16 protein-coding genes are annotated in these 17,280 nt (G+C 66.4%); 12 read left to right on the top strand and 4 right to left on the bottom strand.

Features of this window, described 5'->3' with window-relative positions; genetic code table 11:
• The first annotated feature begins 9 nt into the window (after positions 1 to 9).
• The 8 genes from nuoL to DEH84_RS11140 all read left to right on the top strand — a co-directional run bounded on the left by nuoL (position 10) and on the right by DEH84_RS11140 (position 8,840).
• A complete protein-coding gene (gene nuoL / locus DEH84_RS11175; RefSeq protein WP_109036922.1) occupies positions 10 to 2,016 on the top strand; it encodes an NADH-quinone oxidoreductase subunit L in 2,007 nt (668 codons plus the stop codon).
• Between the two features lie 25 nt (positions 2,017 to 2,041).
• Positions 2,042 to 3,520: an NADH-quinone oxidoreductase subunit M gene (locus DEH84_RS11170; protein ID WP_109036921.1), complete on the top strand. Its 1,479-nt coding sequence runs from the start codon at positions 2,042 to 2,044 to the stop codon at positions 3,518 to 3,520.
• A gap of 13 nt (positions 3,521 to 3,533) precedes the next feature.
• Positions 3,534 to 5,015, top strand: a complete 1,482-nt coding sequence (nuoN, locus tag DEH84_RS11165) for an NADH-quinone oxidoreductase subunit NuoN (protein ID WP_109036920.1) — start codon at positions 3,534 to 3,536, stop codon at positions 5,013 to 5,015.
• A 41-nt stretch (positions 5,016 to 5,056) separates the two neighbouring features.
• Complete coding sequence (locus DEH84_RS11160; protein WP_109036919.1) at positions 5,057 to 5,362, top strand: DUF2818 family protein; 306 nt, start codon at positions 5,057 to 5,059, stop codon at positions 5,360 to 5,362.
• 69 nt (positions 5,363 to 5,431) lie between these two features.
• Positions 5,432 to 6,037: an NUDIX domain-containing protein gene (locus tag DEH84_RS11155; RefSeq protein ID WP_109036918.1), complete on the top strand. Its 606-nt coding sequence runs from the start codon at positions 5,432 to 5,434 to the stop codon at positions 6,035 to 6,037.
• 15 nt (positions 6,038 to 6,052) lie between these two features.
• A complete protein-coding gene (locus tag DEH84_RS11150; RefSeq protein WP_109036917.1) occupies positions 6,053 to 6,562 on the top strand; it encodes a DUF1178 family protein in 510 nt (169 codons plus the stop codon).
• Positions 6,563 to 6,720: 158 nt separating this feature from the next.
• Positions 6,721 to 8,238, top strand: a complete 1,518-nt coding sequence (locus DEH84_RS11145) for a PhoX family protein (RefSeq protein ID WP_109036916.1) — start codon at positions 6,721 to 6,723, stop codon at positions 8,236 to 8,238.
• A gap of 26 nt (positions 8,239 to 8,264) precedes the next feature.
• Positions 8,265 to 8,840: a PEP-CTERM sorting domain-containing protein gene (locus tag DEH84_RS11140; RefSeq protein ID WP_109036915.1), complete on the top strand. Its 576-nt coding sequence runs from the start codon at positions 8,265 to 8,267 to the stop codon at positions 8,838 to 8,840.
• Between the two features lie 23 nt (positions 8,841 to 8,863).
• Here the strand turns inward: DEH84_RS11140 and DEH84_RS11135 are convergent, their stop codons facing one another.
• On the bottom strand, positions 8,864 to 10,318 hold the full coding sequence (locus tag DEH84_RS11135) for an FAD-binding oxidoreductase (protein ID WP_109036914.1): 1,455 nt from the start codon (positions 10,316 to 10,318) through the stop codon (positions 8,864 to 8,866).
• Between the two features lie 2 nt (positions 10,319 to 10,320).
• Positions 10,321 to 10,701: a DUF2069 domain-containing protein gene (locus DEH84_RS11130; protein WP_245932777.1), complete on the bottom strand. Its 381-nt coding sequence runs from the start codon at positions 10,699 to 10,701 to the stop codon at positions 10,321 to 10,323.
• Positions 10,702 to 10,817: 116 nt separating this feature from the next.
• Here DEH84_RS11130 and DEH84_RS11125 point away from each other — a divergent pair, with 116 nt between their 5' ends.
• The 4 genes from DEH84_RS11125 (at position 10,818) to DEH84_RS11110 (ending at position 16,095) form a co-directional block, all read left to right on the top strand.
• Positions 10,818 to 12,059 (top strand): YihY family inner membrane protein, encoded by a 1,242-nt coding sequence (locus DEH84_RS11125; protein ID WP_109036912.1) that lies wholly within the window; start codon positions 10,818 to 10,820, stop codon positions 12,057 to 12,059.
• A gap of 128 nt (positions 12,060 to 12,187) precedes the next feature.
• On the top strand, positions 12,188 to 12,658 hold the full coding sequence (locus DEH84_RS11120; protein WP_109036911.1) for a CBS domain-containing protein: 471 nt from the start codon (positions 12,188 to 12,190) through the stop codon (positions 12,656 to 12,658).
• Positions 12,659 to 12,793: 135 nt separating this feature from the next.
• The gene (gene aroC, locus DEH84_RS11115) at positions 12,794 to 13,894 is read left to right on the top strand and encodes a chorismate synthase (RefSeq protein WP_109036910.1); all 1,101 of its coding nucleotides are present in this window, start codon (positions 12,794 to 12,796) and stop codon (positions 13,892 to 13,894) included.
• 173 nt (positions 13,895 to 14,067) lie between these two features.
• Entirely contained in the window at positions 14,068 to 16,095 is a 2,028-nt protein-coding gene (locus DEH84_RS11110) for a methyl-accepting chemotaxis protein (protein WP_245932565.1), read from the top strand.
• Between the two features lie 12 nt (positions 16,096 to 16,107).
• On the opposite strand, the gene gloA is transcribed toward DEH84_RS11110, so the two are convergent.
• Together gloA and DEH84_RS11100 are read right to left on the bottom strand one after the other, a co-directional pair.
• Positions 16,108 to 16,527 (bottom strand): lactoylglutathione lyase, encoded by a 420-nt coding sequence (gloA, locus tag DEH84_RS11105; protein ID WP_109036909.1) that lies wholly within the window; start codon positions 16,525 to 16,527, stop codon positions 16,108 to 16,110.
• Positions 16,528 to 16,617: 90 nt separating this feature from the next.
• Positions 16,618 to 17,169, bottom strand: coding sequence for a fasciclin domain-containing protein (locus DEH84_RS11100; protein WP_109036908.1), 552 nt, complete (start codon positions 17,167 to 17,169; stop codon positions 16,618 to 16,620).
• Positions 17,170 to 17,280 lie beyond the last annotated feature (111 nt).

Raw genomic sequence — 17,280 nt, 5'->3', positions numbered from 1 at the left:
GACACAACAATGACAACAGAACTTTCTCTCAACTCGCTGCTGGCGGTGCCCCTGGCGCCGCTGGTTGGCTCGATTGCCGCCGGCCTGTTCGGCAAGGCGATCGGGCGGCGTGGCGCGCACCTGCTGACCATCCTCGGGGTGCTGATCGCCTTCATCATCTCGGCGATGACGCTGAAGGCCGTGGCCGTGGACGGCGCGACCTTCAACCAGACCGTCTATGAGTGGATGACGCTGGGCTCGCTGAAGATGGAAGTCGGCTTCATGGTCGACGGCCTCACGGCGATGATGATGTGCGTGGTGACCTTCGTGTCGCTGATGGTGCACATCTACACCATCGGCTACATGGAAGAGGACCCTGGCTACCAGCGCTTCTTCTCGTACATCTCGCTGTTCACGTTCTCCATGTTGATGCTCGTGATGAGCAACAACCTGCTGCAGCTGTTCTTCGGATGGGAAGCGGTGGGCCTGGTGTCCTATCTGCTGATCGGCTTCTGGTTCAAGAAGCCGACGGCGACTTTCGCCAACATGAAGGCCTTCCTGGTCAACCGCGTGGGTGACTTCGGCTTCATCCTGGGCATCGGCCTGCTGCTGGCCTACACCGGCACGCTGAACTACACCGAGCTGTTCGCCAAGGCCGGCGACCTGACCTCGATGACGCTGCCCAAGACAGACTGGGCGCTGATCACCGTGATCTGCGTCTGCCTGTTCATCGGTGCGATGGGCAAGTCGGCGCAGTTCCCGCTGCACGTGTGGCTGCCCGACTCGATGGAAGGCCCGACCCCGATTTCGGCGCTGATTCACGCGGCCACCATGGTGACCGCCGGCATCTTCATGGTGTCGCGCATGTCGCCGCTGTTCGAGCTGTCGGACGCCGCCCTGAACTTCATCCTGGTGATCGGCTCGATCACGGCGCTGTTCATGGGCTTTCTGGGCATCATCCAGAACGACATCAAGCGTGTGGTGGCTTACTCCACGCTGTCGCAGCTGGGTTACATGACCGTCGCCCTGGGCGTGTCCGCCTACAACGTGGCCGTCTTCCACCTGATGACGCATGCCTTCTTCAAGGCGCTGCTGTTCCTCGGCGCGGGCTCGGTCATCATCGGCATGCACCACGATCAGGACATCCGCAACATGGGTGGCCTGTGGAAGCGCATGCCCATCACGTGGATCACCTCGCTGCTGGGCAACCTGGCCCTGATCGGCACGCCGTTCTTCGCCGGGTTCTATTCGAAGGACTCGATCATCGAGGCCGTGCACGCCAGCAACCTGCCGGCCGCCGGTTTCGCGACCTTCGCCGTGACCGCCGGTGTGTTCATCACCGCGTTCTACAGCTTCCGGATGTACTTCCTGGTCTTCCATGGCAAGGAACGCTTCCACCACAAGCCGTTCCCGGGTGAGCACGACCACCACGATGACGACCATGGCCACGCCCATGAGCCGCACGAGTCGCCCTGGGTTGTGACGGCGCCGCTGCTGCTGCTGGCCATTCCGTCGGTGGTGATCGGCTTCCTGTGCATCGAGCCCATGCTGTTCGGTGACTTCTTCAAGGGCGCGATCTTCGTCGATGCCGCGAAGCATCCGGCGATGGCCGAGCTGGCTCACCACTTCCATGGTGCGACGGCGATGGCCCTGCATGGCTTCAGCACGCTGCCGTTCTGGCTGGCACTGGGCGGTGTGGTCACGGCCTACGTGTTCTATCTGGTGGCTCCGCAGATCCCGGCCATGTTTGCCAAGGTGTTGCGTCCGCTGATCGTGATCGGCGAGAACAAGTACTACATGGACTGGATCAACGAGAACGTCTTCGCAGCGGGTGCGCGCCTGGTCGGCCGCTTCTTCTGGAAGGTAGGTGACGTGGCCCTGATCGACGGTCTGGCCGTCAACGGGTCGGCCAAGCTGGTCGGCCTGATCGGCTCGCTCGTCCGTCTGTTCCAGACCGGTTACCTCTATCACTACGCGCTGGTCATGATCCTCGGGGTGTTCGCCCTGATGACCTGGTTCGTGTTCATGCAGCCCTGAGCGCGGGGACCAGTCCATGCAAACAATGTCCAACATCCTTTCTCTGGCCATCTGGGTTCCGGTGGTCTTCGGGGTCCTGCTGCTGGCCGTCGGCCGCCAGGAGAACGCCGCTTTCACCCGCTGGGTGGCCCTGATCGGCGCGATCGCCGGTTTCCTGGTCACCATCCCGCTGATGACCGGCTTCGACAACTCGACGGCGGCCATGCAGTTCGTCGAGAAGGCAGCCTGGATCGAGCGCTTCAATGTCATGTACCACCTGGGTGTCGATGGCATCTCGATGTGGTTCGTGCCCCTGACGGCCTTCATCACGGTGATCGTGGTGCTGGCTGGCTGGGAAGTCATTGAAGACCGTCCGCACCAGTACTACGGCGCCTTCCTGATCCTGTCGGGTCTGATGGTCGGCGTGTTCTCGGCGCTCGACGGCATGCTCTTCTACGTGTTCTTCGAGGCGACCCTGATCCCGATGTACATCATCATCGGCATGTGGGGCGGCCCGCGTCGCGTGTACGCTGCCTTCAAGTTCTTCCTGTACACGCTGCTCGGCTCGCTGCTGATGCTGATCGCGCTGATCTTCCTGTACTACAAGTCGGGCGGTTCGTTCAGCATCCTCGACTGGCACAAGCTGCCGCTGGCGGCCACGCCGCAGACGCTGCTGTTCATCGCCTTCTTCGCGGCCTTCGCCGTGAAGGTGCCGATGTTCCCGGTGCACACCTGGCTGCCCGACGTGCACGTTGAAGCGCCGACTGGTGGTTCCGCCGTGCTGGCCGCGATCATGCTGAAGCTGGGCTGCTATGGCTTCCTGCGCTTCATGCTGCCGATCGTGCCCGATGCTTCGCACGAGTACGCGCCGGTCGTCATCACCCTGTCGCTGGTCGGTGTGATCTACATCGGTCTGGTGGCCATGGTGCAGCAGGACATGAAGAAGCTGGTGGCCTATTCGTCCATCGCCCACATGGGTTTCGTGACGCTGGGCTTCTTCATCTTCAACGAGCTGGGGATGTCCGGTGGCCTGGTGCAGATGATCGCCCACGGCTTTGTCTCGGGCGCCATGTTCCTGAGCATCGGCGTGCTGTACGACCGTGTGCACTCGCGTGAGATCTCGTCCTACGGTGGTGTGGTCAACACGATGCCGAAGTTCGCTGCCTTTGCGCTGCTGTTCTCGATGGCCAACTGTGGTCTGCCGGGCACCGCAGGCTTCGTGGGCGAGTGGATGGTGATCCTGGGCGCCGTGCAGTACGACTTCCTGATCGGCCTGCTGGCAGCCACCGCACTGATCTTCGGTGCGGCCTACACGCTGTGGATGTACAAGCGCGTCTACTTCGGTGACGTGACCAACGACCACGTGCGCGAACTCACCGACATCAATGCCCGTGAATTCCTGATCCTGGCCGTCCTGGCCGCCGCCGTGCTGTGGATGGGCATCCAGCCCAAGCCCTTCACCGACGTGATGCACGTGTCCGTGACGGAGCTGCTCAAGCACGTGGCTCAAAGCAAGCTGAACTGAGGCCCGAACCAACATGACTGACCTCAACTGGATCGCGGTGACACCGGAGATCGTCCTGCTGGCCCTGGCCTGCGTGGTCGCACTCGTGGACCTGTTCGTCACCTGCCCGCAACGCAAGCCGACCTACTACCTGACGATGCTGTCGCTGGCCTGCGTGGCCGGCCTGCACCTGCAGGCGCTGGACTCGGGTGCCTCCGTCTATGCCATGCAGCAGATGGTGGTGACCGATGCCATGGGCCACCTCCTGTCGTTTTGCGCCACCCTGGCCGTGATGGGCTCGCTGGTCTACGCGCAGACCTATGCGGCGTCCCGCGACATGCTCAAGGGAGAACTGTTCTCGCTGAGCATGTTCTCGCTGCTGGGCATCTCCATCATGATCATCGGCAACAACTTCCTGGCCATCTACCTGGGGCTGGAGTTGATGTCGCTGTCGCTGTACGCGCTCGTGGCCCTGCGCCGCGACCATGCGCAGTCGACCGAGGCCGCCATGAAGTACTTCGTGCTGGGCGCGCTGGCTTCGGGCTTCCTGCTGTACGGCCTGTCGATGATGTACGGCGCCACCGGTTCGCTGGACATTGGCGAAGTCTACAAGGCTACCCTGGCCGGCACGGCCAACAAGCAGGTGCTGGTGTTCGGTGTGGTGTTCATCGTCGCCGGTCTGGCGTTCAAGCTGGGCGTGGTGCCATTCCACATGTGGGTGCCCGACGTCTACCAGGGTGCCCCGACGGCCGTCACGCTGCTGGTGGCTGGCGCACCGAAGCTGGCTGCGTTCGCCATAACCATCCGCCTGCTGGTGGAAGGCATGATCAACCTGGCCACCGACTGGCAGCAGATGCTGCTCATCCTGGCTGTGGCCTCGATGACAGTCGGCAACCTGGCGGCCATTGCGCAGACCAACCTGAAGCGTCTTCTGGCGTACTCGGGCATTGCGCAACTGGGCTTCATGCTGCTGGGCTTCGTGCCGACGGTGGTGGCGGGGAACACGGTGTCGGCTGGCAACGGCTACGGCTCGTCGCTGTTCTACGTGCTGACCTATGTGCTGACCACGCTGGGCACGTTCGGTCTGATCATGATCCTGTCTCGTCCGGGCTTCGAGTCCGAGCAGATCTCGGATCTGGCCGGTCTGAACAAGCGCAGCCCGGTGCTGGCCGGTGCCATGGCCGTGTTCATGTTCTCGCTGGCCGGCATCCCGCCGACGGTGGGCTTCTATGCCAAGCTGGCCGTGCTGCAGGCGCTGATCACGACGAACTCGCCGCTGCTGCTGCAGATCTCGATCGTGGCGGTGGTGCTGTCGCTGATCGGTGCGTTCTACTACCTGCGTGTCATCAAGGTCATGTACTTTGACGAACCGACCGACGCCACCCCGGTGGCCGAAGGCGGCGCCGCCCGCGCGCTGCTGTCGGTGAATGCGCTGGCCGTGCTGGTGCTCGGCATCCTGCCGGGTGGCCTGATGGCCCTGTGCGCCCGCGCCATCACCCAGTCGCTGGCTGGTTGAGTGCCGACGATGCTCTGCATTATTGACATGGAGTTTGCCGCATGACGGGCCTGGTGCCCGTCTGGGCGGTGTCTGTGGTGCTGCTGGCCGCCCTTGTGGCGGCCAATTTGCCTTTCGTGAACGAGCGCCTGTTTGTGTTCGGCCCCCGCCGTGAGGCAAAGACCGTGGCCTGGCGCTTGCTTGAGTTGCTCGTGTACGCCGCGCTGGTGGCGCTGGTGGGTCGTGCGCTCGAATCGCACCTCGGGCAGCCCAGCCCGGTGCGCTGGGAGTTCGTGGCCGTGTGGTTGTGCGTCTTCCTGACGCTGGCCTTCCCGGGTTTCGTCTGGCGCTATCTGCGCCGGCACTGACCGGTGGGCAGGCGGGCACGTGTGCTGCCCGCACGACAGGTTGCTGCCTTACTCTCGACAGGAACTGCGATGACCTTGCCCCTGGATGCCTCTGTGGTCCATGCCGACGACGCGCACCTGCGCGAGCACACCGTGTCGTCGGAAACGGTCTACGAGGGGCGCTTTCTGTCGATGCGGCGCGACCGCATCCAGCTGCCTGACGGTCGTCCGGCCACGCGCGAATACGTCGTTCATCCGGGCGCGGTGATGGTGGTGCCGATCCTGCCCGATGGCCGTCTGGTCGTCGAGCGGCAGTACCGCTATCCCGTGTCGCGCACGATGATCGAGTTCCCCGCGGGCAAGCTCGATCCGGGGGAGGGCGGCCTGGTGTGTGCGCAACGCGAGCTGTTCGAGGAGACCGGCTATGTGGCGCGCCGCTGGGCCCGGGCCGGGCAGATGCATCCGGTGATCGGCTACGCCAACGAGTTCATCGAGATCTGGTTTGCCGACGAACTCACCGAGGGCGAGCGGCAACTTGACGAGGGCGAGTTCCTGGACGTGTTCGCGGCAACCCAGGCCGAGCTGGAAGGTTGGATGCGCGATGGCCAGCTCACGGACGCCAAGACCATGGTCGGAATGATGTGGCTGGCGCAGTGGCGAGCCGGACACTGGTCGCTGGATTGGCAGACGGTCTGAAGCGGGCATTGAACCATGCTGGTGGTGGATCTGCACTGTGCCCTGGGGCACGACTTCGAGGGCTGGTTCGGCTCGGCGGATGACCTGGCCGACCAGCAGGCGCGCGGGCTGGTGACTTGCCCCATCTGTGGGGGGCACGAGGTGGTGCGGCGTCCCTCGGCGCCGCGGCTCAATGTGTCGGGGCTGAAGGAAGAGGGGCAGGTGACCCCGGTATCGGCGCCCGCTGCGTCGGCGAGCGGAGGAGGCGGCCTTTCATCGGAAGGTGCGCGCCACGCTGAAACGGCACAGGACGTCGCGCGCGCGTTGCGGTCGATGTACGCCGACCTGGTGCGGGAGGTGACGGCCCGCACGGAGGACGTCGGCGAGCGGTTCGCCGAGGAGGCCCGCCGTATCCATCACGGCGAGGCGCCGGAGCGGGGCATCCGTGGCCAGGCTTCGGCGGAAGAGCGTGAGGCGCTCGCGGACGAAGGCATCGAGGTGATGGCCTTGCCCTGGCCGGTGGTGCCGAAGTCCAGCCTGCAGTGAGGGGGAGCGGGCGTCGGGAGACGGCACCCCCAGCCTGAGGGGGGGACTGTCGGGCAGGTGCAGAGTGCCACGTGCCTGTCATCGAGGCCTTCGAGGATGTGGGAATCCCGCCGCGCGGCGGGTTTGTCTCGCCCCACATCCTCCCCAGAAGGTCCCTCATGAAACCCCACGACATGAAGCGCCGCCAGATGCTGCAAGGCTCTGGTGCCCTGATGGCCGCCGGCCTGTTCACCACCCTGCAAGGGCTGCAGATGCGCCAGGCGCATGCCGCGACCCGGTTCAGCAACCTCGTCACCGGCCCCTATGGCGCGCTCGCGCCGGTGAATGACCTGAGCACCGGTCTGCCCCTGCTCATGCTGCCGTCCGGCTTCTCGTACAAGTCCTTCGGCTGGACTGGCGATCTAATGGCCAACGGCCAGCGTTGCCCCAGCAACCACGACGGCATGGCCGTCGTCCGCACGCGCCAGGTCGGTCGCTCGACCGAGATGGTGCTGGTGCGCAACCACGAGCGCGGCACCGGCGACTACGCCAGCCGCATCCAGGCGCCCGGCGTCTACGACGACGGCCAGATTGCCGGCGCCACCGCACTGGGCGGCACCACGAACCTCGTCTTCCGTGATGGCAACTGGGTCAGCATGGCGCCCAGCCTGGGCGGCACGCTGGTCAATTGCGCTGGTGGCGTGACGCCGTGGGGCACGTGGCTGAGTTGCGAAGAGATCAACACGAACAATGTGTCGACCACCGGCAAGAAGCACGGCTATGTCTTCGAGGTGACCGCCGATCCGTTGCAGACCACGGGCCAGCCCATCGTGGGCATGGGCCGCTTTGCCCACGAGGCCGTGGCGGTCGACCCGAAGTCCGGCATCGTCTACGAGACCGAGGACGCGCGCAACGTGTCCGCGCTGTACCGCTATGTGCCCCATGTGACGCCAGGTGGCGTGGGCTCGCTGGTGCAGGGCGGTGAGCTGCAGGCGGCCCGCGTGAAGGGGCGCCCGAATGCCAGCCTGATCGTGGCGTCGATGGGCGACGAGGTGGAACTCGAGTGGGTCACGATCGCCAACCCGGACGCCGACATCACGACGACCGCGGCCTTGTCCCTGGTGCCGCCGGGCATCACCTCGGCCACCGGCTGCAGCGGCACGTTCGCGCAGGCCTGGAATGCGGGCTGCCTGCAAATGAGCCGCGGTGAGGGCATCTGGTACCACGCCGGCAAGATGTACATCGCGGACACGAGCGTGGGCGTGGACAGCAGCAACCGCCCCGGTCGCGGCGACGGTGCCGTCTGGGAGCTGGATCTGGCCACGATGAAGATGAAGGCCATCTACGTCAGCAGCGGCCAGCTGGTGGGCAACAACCCCGACAACATCACCGTGAGCCCGCGGGGCGGCATCCTGCTGTGCGAGGACGGCGGCAACAGCCCGGACAGCTACGGCTCCGGCTCCCGCATGTTCGGGCTGACAGCGCAGGGCGACGCCTACTACTTTGCGAAGAACACGGTGAACCTCACGGCCGCGCAGATTGCCGCCGCGGGCAAGTCCGTCAATGCGGGCGACCACCAGGGCAGCGAGTTCTGTGGGGCCTGCTGGGATCCGAGCGGCCGCGTGCTGTTCGTCAACATCCAGACGCCGGGCATCACCTTCGCCATCACGGGCCCCTGGGCACGTGGCAACCAGTGAATCACACAGATCAACGGAGTTTTCACATGATCAAGCACGCTTTCCTGTCGGCGGCCCTGCTGTCGGCGACCCTGTCCGCACATGCGGTGACGATGACCGGCATGTCGCTCCAGGGCAATGCCCTGGCCGGCTTCTACTCGCCCGATGGCGAGCTGAGCCTGGACCTCAACCTGGCCAACCAGCGTCCTGCCACGCTGGTCTTCACGGTGGAGGCGACGGACCCCGCCGAGCTGAAGTTCGATGCCGTGCTGGCCAACCTGAGCGGCTTCAACTGGTCGCTCGTGACGCTGACGCTGGACAAGGGCGTGAGCTTCGGTTCGGTCGGTACCGTGCAGACCACATTTGCACCGGGCTCGGTGCTGTCGCGCGCGGGCGGCATCGCGCAGATCACACTGGCCCAGCCCGGCGAAGGCTATGGTCTTGAGATCGGTGACGTGTTCGGCAATGCCGGCACCGCCGACTGGACGCTTCAGCTCAACGGCCTGAAGGTGGGGCAGCAGTTCTCGCTGACGGTTTCTGCGGTGCCGGAGCCCGAATCGGTTGCCTTGATGCTGGCGGGTCTTGGTGTGATCGGCGCGGTGCGCGCACTTCGTCGCGCCTGAGCCTCCGGGCCTGCTGCAGGCCCTCAGATCACCCGGCCGGGATTCAGAAGACCGGTCGGGTCGAGGGTTTGCTTGAGGGCCTTCATGGTGGCGAGCGCCACTGGGTCGGCGCGGCGTGCCAGTTCATCACGGCGAAGCGCGCCGATGCCGTGTTCGGCCGACAGTGTGCCGCCCCGCGCCATCACCAGCCCGAACACCAGGGCGTTGACCTCGCCCTCAAAGATCGCGAGGGCAGGGCCGCTGCGCGCCAAGGCAGGCGGCTGCACGTTGTAGTGCAGGTTGCCGTCGCCCAGGTGGCCGAAGCAGACGACCCGCGCGTCCGGCCAGCGTTGTGCGATGGCCCGGCCGGCCTCTTCGACGAAGGCCGGTACGGCCGAGGTGGGCATGCCGATGTCGTGCTTGACCATCAGGCCTTCTGTCTTTTCGGCGAGCGGGATGCTCTCACGCAGGCCCCACATGGCCCTGCGTTGGTGCTCGTTGTGCGCCAGCGCGGCGTTCTGCGCCAGGCCGGTCGTGAGCACCTCGTCGAGCCAGCCCTGCAGGCTTTCTGCGGCGTGGGTGTCCGACACACTGCTGGTGTGTTCCATCAACACGAGCCACGGTGGCGGCACGCTTGTGGGGTCCGCGTTGAACGGCGCAATAGGGTGAGCGGCGTCGGGCAGGTGTCGTGCCACCAGCGACAGCGGCAGCGCTTCCATGACCTCGAATGCGGTGAGCCCCGCATCCAAGTCGCGGCGTGCGGCCTGCAGCAACGTCACCGCCGCGCCCATGTCGGCGCAGGCCACCAGGGCCGTGCACAGGCCCTTCGGGCGCGGATGCAGCCGCAGGCTGGCCGCCGTGATGATGCCGAGCGTGCCTTCGCTGCCGATGAAGAGGTCACGCAGGGCGTAGCCGGTGTTGTTCTTGCGCAGGCTGCTGAGGGCGTCGAGCACCTCGCCGTGTGCTGTCACCACCTCGAGGCCCAGGCACAGCTCGCGTGCCGTGCCGTAACGCAGCACCTGGGTGCCGCCGGCATTGGTGGCGAGGTTGCCGCCAATGGTGCAGGTGCCTTCAGAGGCCAGACTGAGCGGAAACAGAAGCCCGGCGGCCGCTGCAGCGTCCTGGACCTGCGCGAGGGTGCAGCCGGCCTGAACCGTCATCGACAGGTTGGCGGCGTCGACCGCCAGCACGCGGTTCAAGCGGCTCAGCGAAAGCACCACCTGCAGACCCGATGCGTCGGGCACGCCGCCGCCCACCAGCCCGGTGTTGCCCCCCTGGGGCACGATGGTGACGCCGTGCTGCGCACACAGGCGGACGACCGTGGCCACCTCTTCGGTGCTGGCTGGGCGGGCGATGGCCCGGGCGCGACCGTGGTAGCGCTGCCGCCAGTCGCTCAGATAACGCGCGTGTTCGTCCGCTTGCGCCTCTGAGGTAAGGACGGCCGTTGCGCCCAGCGCTTGACGCAGCGCGGCAACCAGGGCGTCAGACGTGTCGGGCATGGTCAGTCGGCGGCGCTGCGGCGGGCGCCCTTTTCCTTCGGGGGCAGCACGCGCAGACGCAGGCGCACGTAAGCCGCGCAGCCGATGAACAGCACCACGCTGAGGGCCACTTCAACAAAAGCCAGTTGCTGCGACAAGCCCGTGTCGCCCGCAGCACGCACCACGCCCTCGGTGAAGTAGAGCCACACCAGCAACGACAGCCAGCGGCAGGTGTAGAGCCGGTGCTTGAGCAGGCCGGCGATGCCGAACGTGAGCGGCACCACCTTCAAGGCCAGCGCGCCGCCGCTGCCGCCCTGCAGCGGTGCAAGCCACAACTCCCACGCCACGCCAAGTGCGATGAGACCCAGCAGCGCGGCGAGGTTGACGCGACGCAGCGCCTCGATCTGCCGCTGGCGTTCGGGCGGGTGCTGGCCGAGAACCGGCTCGTTGAGGGGATCGGGAACGGACACTGCGGGGCTCTTTCAGCGTGGGAGGGGCGTGAGGCTGGCATCATAGCCAGATGAATGTGTTGCGGACCGCCCGGCGGGCCAGCCTGTCGCGCTGGCGCCGGTTTGTACAGATGCTGATCCAGTGGCCCTGGGGGCAGACCTACGAGACCCTGCGCCACCGGTTTCGCGAGGATCGCCTGGGGCTCACCGCCGGCAGCCTGACCTTCACGACCACGATCGCGCTGGTGCCCTTGTTCACGGTGATGCTGGCCCTGTTCAGCGCGTTTCCGGTGTTTGCGCGGTTCCGCAAGGTGCTGGAGCAGCAGGTGCTGGCCGGGCTGGTGCCCGACATGATCGCCAAACCGGTGTTGCTGACGCTGACCAAGTTCGCGGCCAAGGCGAGCCAGCTCGGGGGCCTGGGCCTGGTGGCGCTGGGCTTCACGGCGATGGCGCTGATGCTGACCATCGACCACACGCTCAACGGCATCTGGCGTGTGCGGCGCCCCCGGCCCATCGCGCAGCGGGTGCTGGTGTACTGGGCGGCGCTGACGCTCGGGCCGCTGGTGGCCGCCGTCAGCCTGTCCGTGACCTCCTACGTGCTGTCGGCGTCTCGCGGGCTGGTGGCTGACCTGCCGGGCGGCCTGAGCCTGATGCTGACGGGCATCGTCTTCCTGCTGCAGACCGCTGGCTTTGCCGCGCTGTACCGCTTCGTGCCGAATACCTTCGTGCGCTGGTCCCATGCCTGGAGCGGCGCGCTCTTTGCCTCCGTGGGTCTCGAGTTGGCGCAAAAGGCGCTGGCCTTCTACCTCGCGCAGGTGCCGGTGTATTCGACGGTCTATGGCGCATTCGCGGCCATGCCCATCTTCCTGATCTGGATCTACCTCAGCTGGCTCATCGTGCTGATGGGGGCGGTGGTGGCGGCCTACATGCCCAGTCTGCTCTCTCAGGCCAAGCGGTGGCCCGACACGCCAGGGCAGCGGTTCGCCCTGGCCCTGGCCGTGCTGGCCGCGCTGCGGGCCGCGCGATGCACCCAGGCCCGTGGGCTGACGGCCGAGGCCGTGGCAGAGCAATTGCGGACCGACCCGCTCCAGACCGAACCCGTGCTGGATCTGCTGGTGACGCTGGACTGGGTAGGCCGGCTGGCCGACGAGGACGACACGGGGGGACGCTACACCCTGCTGTGCGACCCGACCACGACGCCGCTGAACCCCTTGCTGGGCGCCTTGCTGCTGCGGCCCGATGGGTTCACGATCGGGTTCTGGCATGCGGCCCGGCTCGACGCCATCATGGTGGCTGACGCGCTGCCGGCCTGATCCCAGCACATCCGATGACCGTGGCGTTACCGTGAAACCCCCTTGGCCACCCTGGGCCAAGCGGCTATATTCAACGACATCAGGGGTCTGGCCCCGCTTTGTTCAACCTGCTCCAAGGAGAGGCCCCCATGAAAGTCAGCGACATCCTGCGCGTCAAGGGCAGCACCCTGTTCACCGTGCAGCCGGATCAACCTCTGAGTGAAGCCGCCTCCACGATGGCAGAACGTGATATCGGTTCGCTGGTGGTGATGGAGCACGGGGATCTGGTCGGCATGTTGACCTTCCGTGAGGTGATCCAGGGCACCGTCCGCAATGGCGGGAGCTTCGGCACGCTGCTGGTGCGCTCGGTGATGGACGACCATCCGCTGACCTGCACGCCGGACACCGAGATCGACGAGGTGCGCCGCATGATGCTGAACCGCCATGCTCGCTACATGCCCGTGATGACACAGAAGACCCTGATGGGTGTGATCTCGTTCTACGACGTGGCCAAGGCCGTGGTGGACGGGCAGGACTTCGAGAACCGCATGCTCAAGGCCTACATCCGCGACTGGCCGGTGGAAGAAGAGGGCGCGGCAGAGCGCCCGGCGCTGCTCTGATCCGCCCGCGTTGAAGCGGCGGGCGCGCCGTTTTCCGCCTCACGCCCGGCCCGCGCCGGGCGTTCGCGTTTGCGCGTGTCGCCATGCGATCGGCGACAATGCAGGTTTTCCGGTTTCCTCACTCTGGTTGGCGCAATGGCTGGCAGCACCTTCGGTCTCTTGTTCACGGTCACGAACTTCGGCGAATCGCATGGCCCGGCCATCGGTTGCGTCATCGACGGCTGCCCGCCGGGGATGGCTCTGTCCGAAGCGGACATCCAGCCCGACCTCGACCGCCGTCGCCCTGGGACCTCGCGCCATGTCACGCAGCGCAATGAGCCCGATGCCGTCGAGATCCTCAGTGGCGTCTACGAAGGGCGCACCACGGGCGCCCCGATTGCGCTGCTGATCCGCAACACCGACCAGCGCAGCAAGGACTACGGCAACATCCTGCAGACCTTCCGCCCCGGTCACGCCGACTACACCTACTGGCACAAGTACGGCATCCGCGATCCGCGCGGCGGCGGTCGCTCGTCGGCCCGGCTGACGGCCCCGATGGTGGCGGCGGGGGCGGTGGCCAAGAAGTGGCTGCGCGAGCAGTTCGGCACCGAGATCCGCGGCTGCATGACGCAGCTGGGAGAGCTGCCGATCGCGTTCGAGGACTGGGCGCACGTGCCGAACAACCCGTTCTTTGCGGCCAACGCGAGCCAGATCGAGCAGCTCGAGGCCTACATGGACGAACTGCGCAAGGCAGGCGATTCCTGCGGCGCGAAGCTGATCGTCGAGGCGTCCGGCATGCCGGTGGGCCTGGGCGAGCCGTTGTTCGACAAGCTCGATGCCGACATTGCCTACGCGATGATGGGCATCAATGCGGTCAAGGGTGTCGAGATCGGTGCGGGATTCGAGAGCGTCAGCCAGCGCGGTTCGGTGCATGGCGACGAGCTGTACGCCGAGGGCTTCGGCTCGAACCACGCCGGCGGCGTGCTGGGTGGCATTTCGACCGGCCAGGATCTCCGCGTGGCCATCGCCATCAAGCCAACCAGCTCGATCCGCACGCCGCGCCAGTCGATCGATCTGGCGGGGCAGGCTGCCACGGTGGAGACCTTCGGGCGCCATGACCCGTGCGTGGGCATCCGTGCCACGCCGATTGCCGAAGCGATGCTGGCCCTGGTTCTGATCGATCACGCGCTGCGCCACCGTGCCCAGTGCGGCGACGTGCGGGTGGACACGCCCCGCATCCCGGCCGCACGGTATTGATGCACCTTGCCGGCGTGCACGTTCAAGGTGCACATTAGTCCGGTAAAAAGCACGGCTTTTTCAGGATTTGGGAAGAACCCGGGCAGTGATGGAATGTCGGCATTCCGTCACAGCAACCCCGATCGAGGCTGGCTCCGCCTCATCCGGCAGGAAGGTTTTCCCAAGGAGCCCTGATGAGCACGATGTCCCCCCATGCCCCGGTGCCCTGGTCGCGCGACCGCGTTCAGGATGCCACCGAGGTTCGCACGCCACGCGCGCACCCCGTGCGCGGATTCTTCCAGTACCACGGCATCTGGGCGCCCGGCGTCAGGCTGTTCCGCAGCCTCGGTTTCCGGGCCAAGGCGCTGATCATTTCGGCGGCCTTCCTGGTGCCGCTGGTGGTGCTGGGCGCTTCCTACCAGTGGTCGCACCATCTGGATCTGCGGTTTGTGGAAGCCGAGCGGGCGGGCGTGGCGTACGCGGGTCCTTTGCTGACATTGGTGGAGTCGACCACGACGTTGCGACAGCAGGCGCGCGCCGCTGCGCGGGGTGAGTCAGCCGCCGCCCTGGAACCCGCCCGGATGGCGGTACGCAAGGCGCTGGAGGCCTTGTCGGCCCAGCACGCGGCGCATGGCGCCTTGCTGGGCGTGACATCACGCTGGAAGCCCCTGACCGATGCGCTGACCCGTGCTGAAGCGATGCCGCTGTCCGATGCAGAGGCGATCTTCGAAGCCTTCAACCTGGCCCTGCAGCAGCAGTTCGCGATGCTGGATGCGGTGGTGGACCAGTCGAATCTGGCGCTCGACCCGGAGATCGCGAGCTATTACATGATGGACGCGGTGATGATTGCCGCACCGGATCTGGCCGCCACGGCGGGGCGCCTGCGCGGGCGGCTCGTGACGGCCGTCAAGCGGGGCGGGGCCCAGCCCGAAGCGGTGGCCGAGATGGACCGCGACGCGCAGACCCTGCTGCGTCGCATGGCGCAGATCGAAACCTCGCTGCGCAAGTCCAGCGAAGCGCAGGCCAGCGCCGCCTTGCCCGTGGAGGCCCTCCGAGAGCCGGTTGCTTCGCTGGTTGCACTCGCCGTCGATCGGGTGGCGGGCAAGCCGCTGCCGCCGGATGTGAACGGGGTGAATCGGGCAGGCAACGCCGCTGTCCAGGCGGGCTTTCGGTTGTTCCATGCGGGGCTGCCCGCGCTCGATGGCCTGCTGGCGGAGCGCGAGCGCGATCTTCAGCGCGGGGTGTGGGCGGTCAGTGTGCTGACCACCGTGTGCGTCGTGCTGGCGGCCTACCTGCTGTATTGCTTCTACCGCGTCACGCGGGGCGGCATGGACGAGGTCCGTCACCACCTGGTTGCCATGACGCGCGGTGACCTGACCACCTCACCGCGCCCATGGGGCAAGGACGAGGCGGCGGCCTTGATGAACACCATGGCCGACATGCAGCGCGCGATGCGTGGCCTCGTCAGCGAGGTGCGCGCAGCGGCCCAGGTCATCGTGGAATCGAGCTCCGAGATCGCGGCTGGCTCGCTGGACCTGTCCACCCGCACGGAGCGCACGGCCGCCAACCTGGAAGAGTCGGCTTCGTCGATGGAGCAGATGGCCGCCACGGTGCAGCAGACCGCGGCCCATGCGATGACGGCTGCCGAGATGGCCTCGGGCAATGCCGATGTGGCCACCCGCGGCGGGGCCGAGATCGAACGCGTCGTGCACACGATGAGCGAAATCCATCAGTCTTCGTCTCGCATCGGCGACATCATCGGCGTGATCGACGGGATCGCCTTCCAAACCAACATCCTGGCGCTGAATGCCGCGGTGGAGGCCGCGAGGGCCGGCGAGCAGGGGCGCGGCTTTGCGGTGGTGGCCGGCGAGGTGCGCGCATTGGCCCGGCGCAGCGCGACGGCAGCTCACGAGATCAAGCAGTTGATTCAGGACAGCGTCACCCGCGTCACCAGTGGCGCGACCGTGGTACAGGGCGCGGGCACGACCATGGCCGACATCGTGGCCAACGCCCAGCGCATGAACGGCTTGCTGTCCGACATCGCGACCGCCTCACGCGAGCAGAGCGCGGGCGTGGCGCAGGTCGGGCGCGCGGTTCAGGACCTGGACCGCGTCACGCAGGAGAACGCAGCGCTGGTGGAGCAGACCGCGGCGGCCGCCCGGGCCCTCAAGCACCAGGCCGAGGCGCTGGCCCACGCGGTCGGCAACTTCCGCCTGCCGTGAAAGGGGCCTGGCTCAGGCGTTGAGCTCGTTGGCCGCCTCGGGGCGCTCGATGAGCTCTACCTTGTAGCCATCGGGATCGGTGATGAACGCGATCACGGTGGTGCCGCCCTTGATGGGGCCCGCTTCGCGCGTGACCGCGCCACCCAGCGTGGCCGTCTTGGCGCGCACAGCGTCGCAGACCGCGGCGGCGTTGTCCACACCGATGGCGATGTGGCCATAGGCTGTGCCCAGTTCGTACTGGCTCACGCCGTAGTTGTAAGTCAGCTCGATCTCGGCGTGCTCGGGGTTGCGCCCGTAGCCCAGGAAGGCCAGCGTGTACTGCTGTTCAGGCCGATCGGTGGTCCGCAGCAGCGTCATGCCCAGGGCCTGGGTGTAGAAGTCGATCGATCGCTGCAGATCGCCGACGCGCAGCATGGTGTGGAGCAGTCGCATGGAGTGGGTCCTTCAATTCGAGGACCCGAAGTCTGCCAGGGAAGCGTGAACCCGGTGTGATGCGGGTCATGCTGCCCTGGCCGGATGGTGTCAGCGGAACTGGGGCAGCAGCACGCTGTCGATGATCCACACCGTGCCGTTCGTGGTCTTGACGCCCTTGCAGGCCGCCACCGACTGGTTCACCGAGGCGCCGTTGCCGTCGTAGACCAGGAACAGGCTCTGACCCTGCAGCGTGGTGACCTGGCTAGACAGCAGGCTGCGGCGCGGGTCTGCGGTGCCCGGGGTGACGTGGTAGGTCAGCACGCTGGTGAGGAGGCCGACATCGCTGCCGATCAGGTTGAGCAGCGCCGGCGGCACCTTGCCGAAGGCGGCGTTGGTGGGTGCGAACACCGTCAGCGGGCCCTTGCCGCTCAGCGGGCCCACGAGGTTGGCGGCCTGAACCAGGTTGACCAGCGTGCTGAGTTCGGGCGTGGCGACGGCCGCATCCACGATGGTGCCGGGGAACTCCGTCAACGTGGTGTGCTTGCATTGCAAGTAGCGCTGCAGCACGGAGGTGGACGCCGAGGCGGGCGCGACAGCGGCGGCGGCCAGCAGGGTGGCGAGACCGAGGCGGACCGTGATCGAGCGGAGGGCGTGACGCATGAAGGGCTCCTGAGAAGGGTGGATTTACTGATAAGTCATAAAGTGACCAATCGGTATTTATTGTGTGAAGAATGCCCGCCCGTGTACAGCGCTTTTGGCACGGCGGGGGAC

This window comes from Aquabacterium olei, from assembly GCF_003100395.1.
In the GTDB taxonomy this organism is placed as follows: domain Bacteria; phylum Pseudomonadota; class Gammaproteobacteria; order Burkholderiales; family Burkholderiaceae_C; genus Aquabacterium; species Aquabacterium olei.
The sequence above is the reverse complement of the archived record's forward strand: the minus strand, read 5'-3'. Positions and strand labels throughout refer to the sequence as shown.

Coding starts and splice junctions, on each gene's coding strand:
- DEH84_RS11110 (WP_245932565.1), top strand. CDS start 14,068: ATGAGCACGATGTCCCCCCATGCCCCGGTGCCCTGGTCGCGCGACCGC.
- DEH84_RS11120 (WP_109036911.1), top strand. CDS start 12,188: ATGAAAGTCAGCGACATCCTGCGCGTCAAGGGCAGCACCCTGTTCACC.
- DEH84_RS11155 (WP_109036918.1), top strand. CDS start 5,432: ATGACCTTGCCCCTGGATGCCTCTGTGGTCCATGCCGACGACGCGCAC.
- nuoN (WP_109036920.1), top strand. CDS start 3,534: ATGACTGACCTCAACTGGATCGCGGTGACACCGGAGATCGTCCTGCTG.
- DEH84_RS11150 (WP_109036917.1), top strand. CDS start 6,053: ATGCTGGTGGTGGATCTGCACTGTGCCCTGGGGCACGACTTCGAGGGC.
- DEH84_RS11140 (WP_109036915.1), top strand. CDS start 8,265: ATGATCAAGCACGCTTTCCTGTCGGCGGCCCTGCTGTCGGCGACCCTG.
- gloA (WP_109036909.1), bottom strand. CDS start 16,527: ATGCGACTGCTCCACACCATGCTGCGCGTCGGCGATCTGCAGCGATCG.
- DEH84_RS11160 (WP_109036919.1), top strand. CDS start 5,057: ATGACGGGCCTGGTGCCCGTCTGGGCGGTGTCTGTGGTGCTGCTGGCC.
- DEH84_RS11125 (WP_109036912.1), top strand. CDS start 10,818: ATGAATGTGTTGCGGACCGCCCGGCGGGCCAGCCTGTCGCGCTGGCGC.
- DEH84_RS11135 (WP_109036914.1), bottom strand. CDS start 10,318: ATGCCCGACACGTCTGACGCCCTGGTTGCCGCGCTGCGTCAAGCGCTG.
- DEH84_RS11170 (WP_109036921.1), top strand. CDS start 2,042: ATGTCCAACATCCTTTCTCTGGCCATCTGGGTTCCGGTGGTCTTCGGG.
- nuoL (WP_109036922.1), top strand. CDS start 10: ATGACAACAGAACTTTCTCTCAACTCGCTGCTGGCGGTGCCCCTGGCG.
- DEH84_RS11145 (WP_109036916.1), top strand. CDS start 6,721: ATGAAACCCCACGACATGAAGCGCCGCCAGATGCTGCAAGGCTCTGGT.
- aroC (WP_109036910.1), top strand. CDS start 12,794: ATGGCTGGCAGCACCTTCGGTCTCTTGTTCACGGTCACGAACTTCGGC.
- DEH84_RS11100 (WP_109036908.1), bottom strand. CDS start 17,169: ATGCGTCACGCCCTCCGCTCGATCACGGTCCGCCTCGGTCTCGCCACC.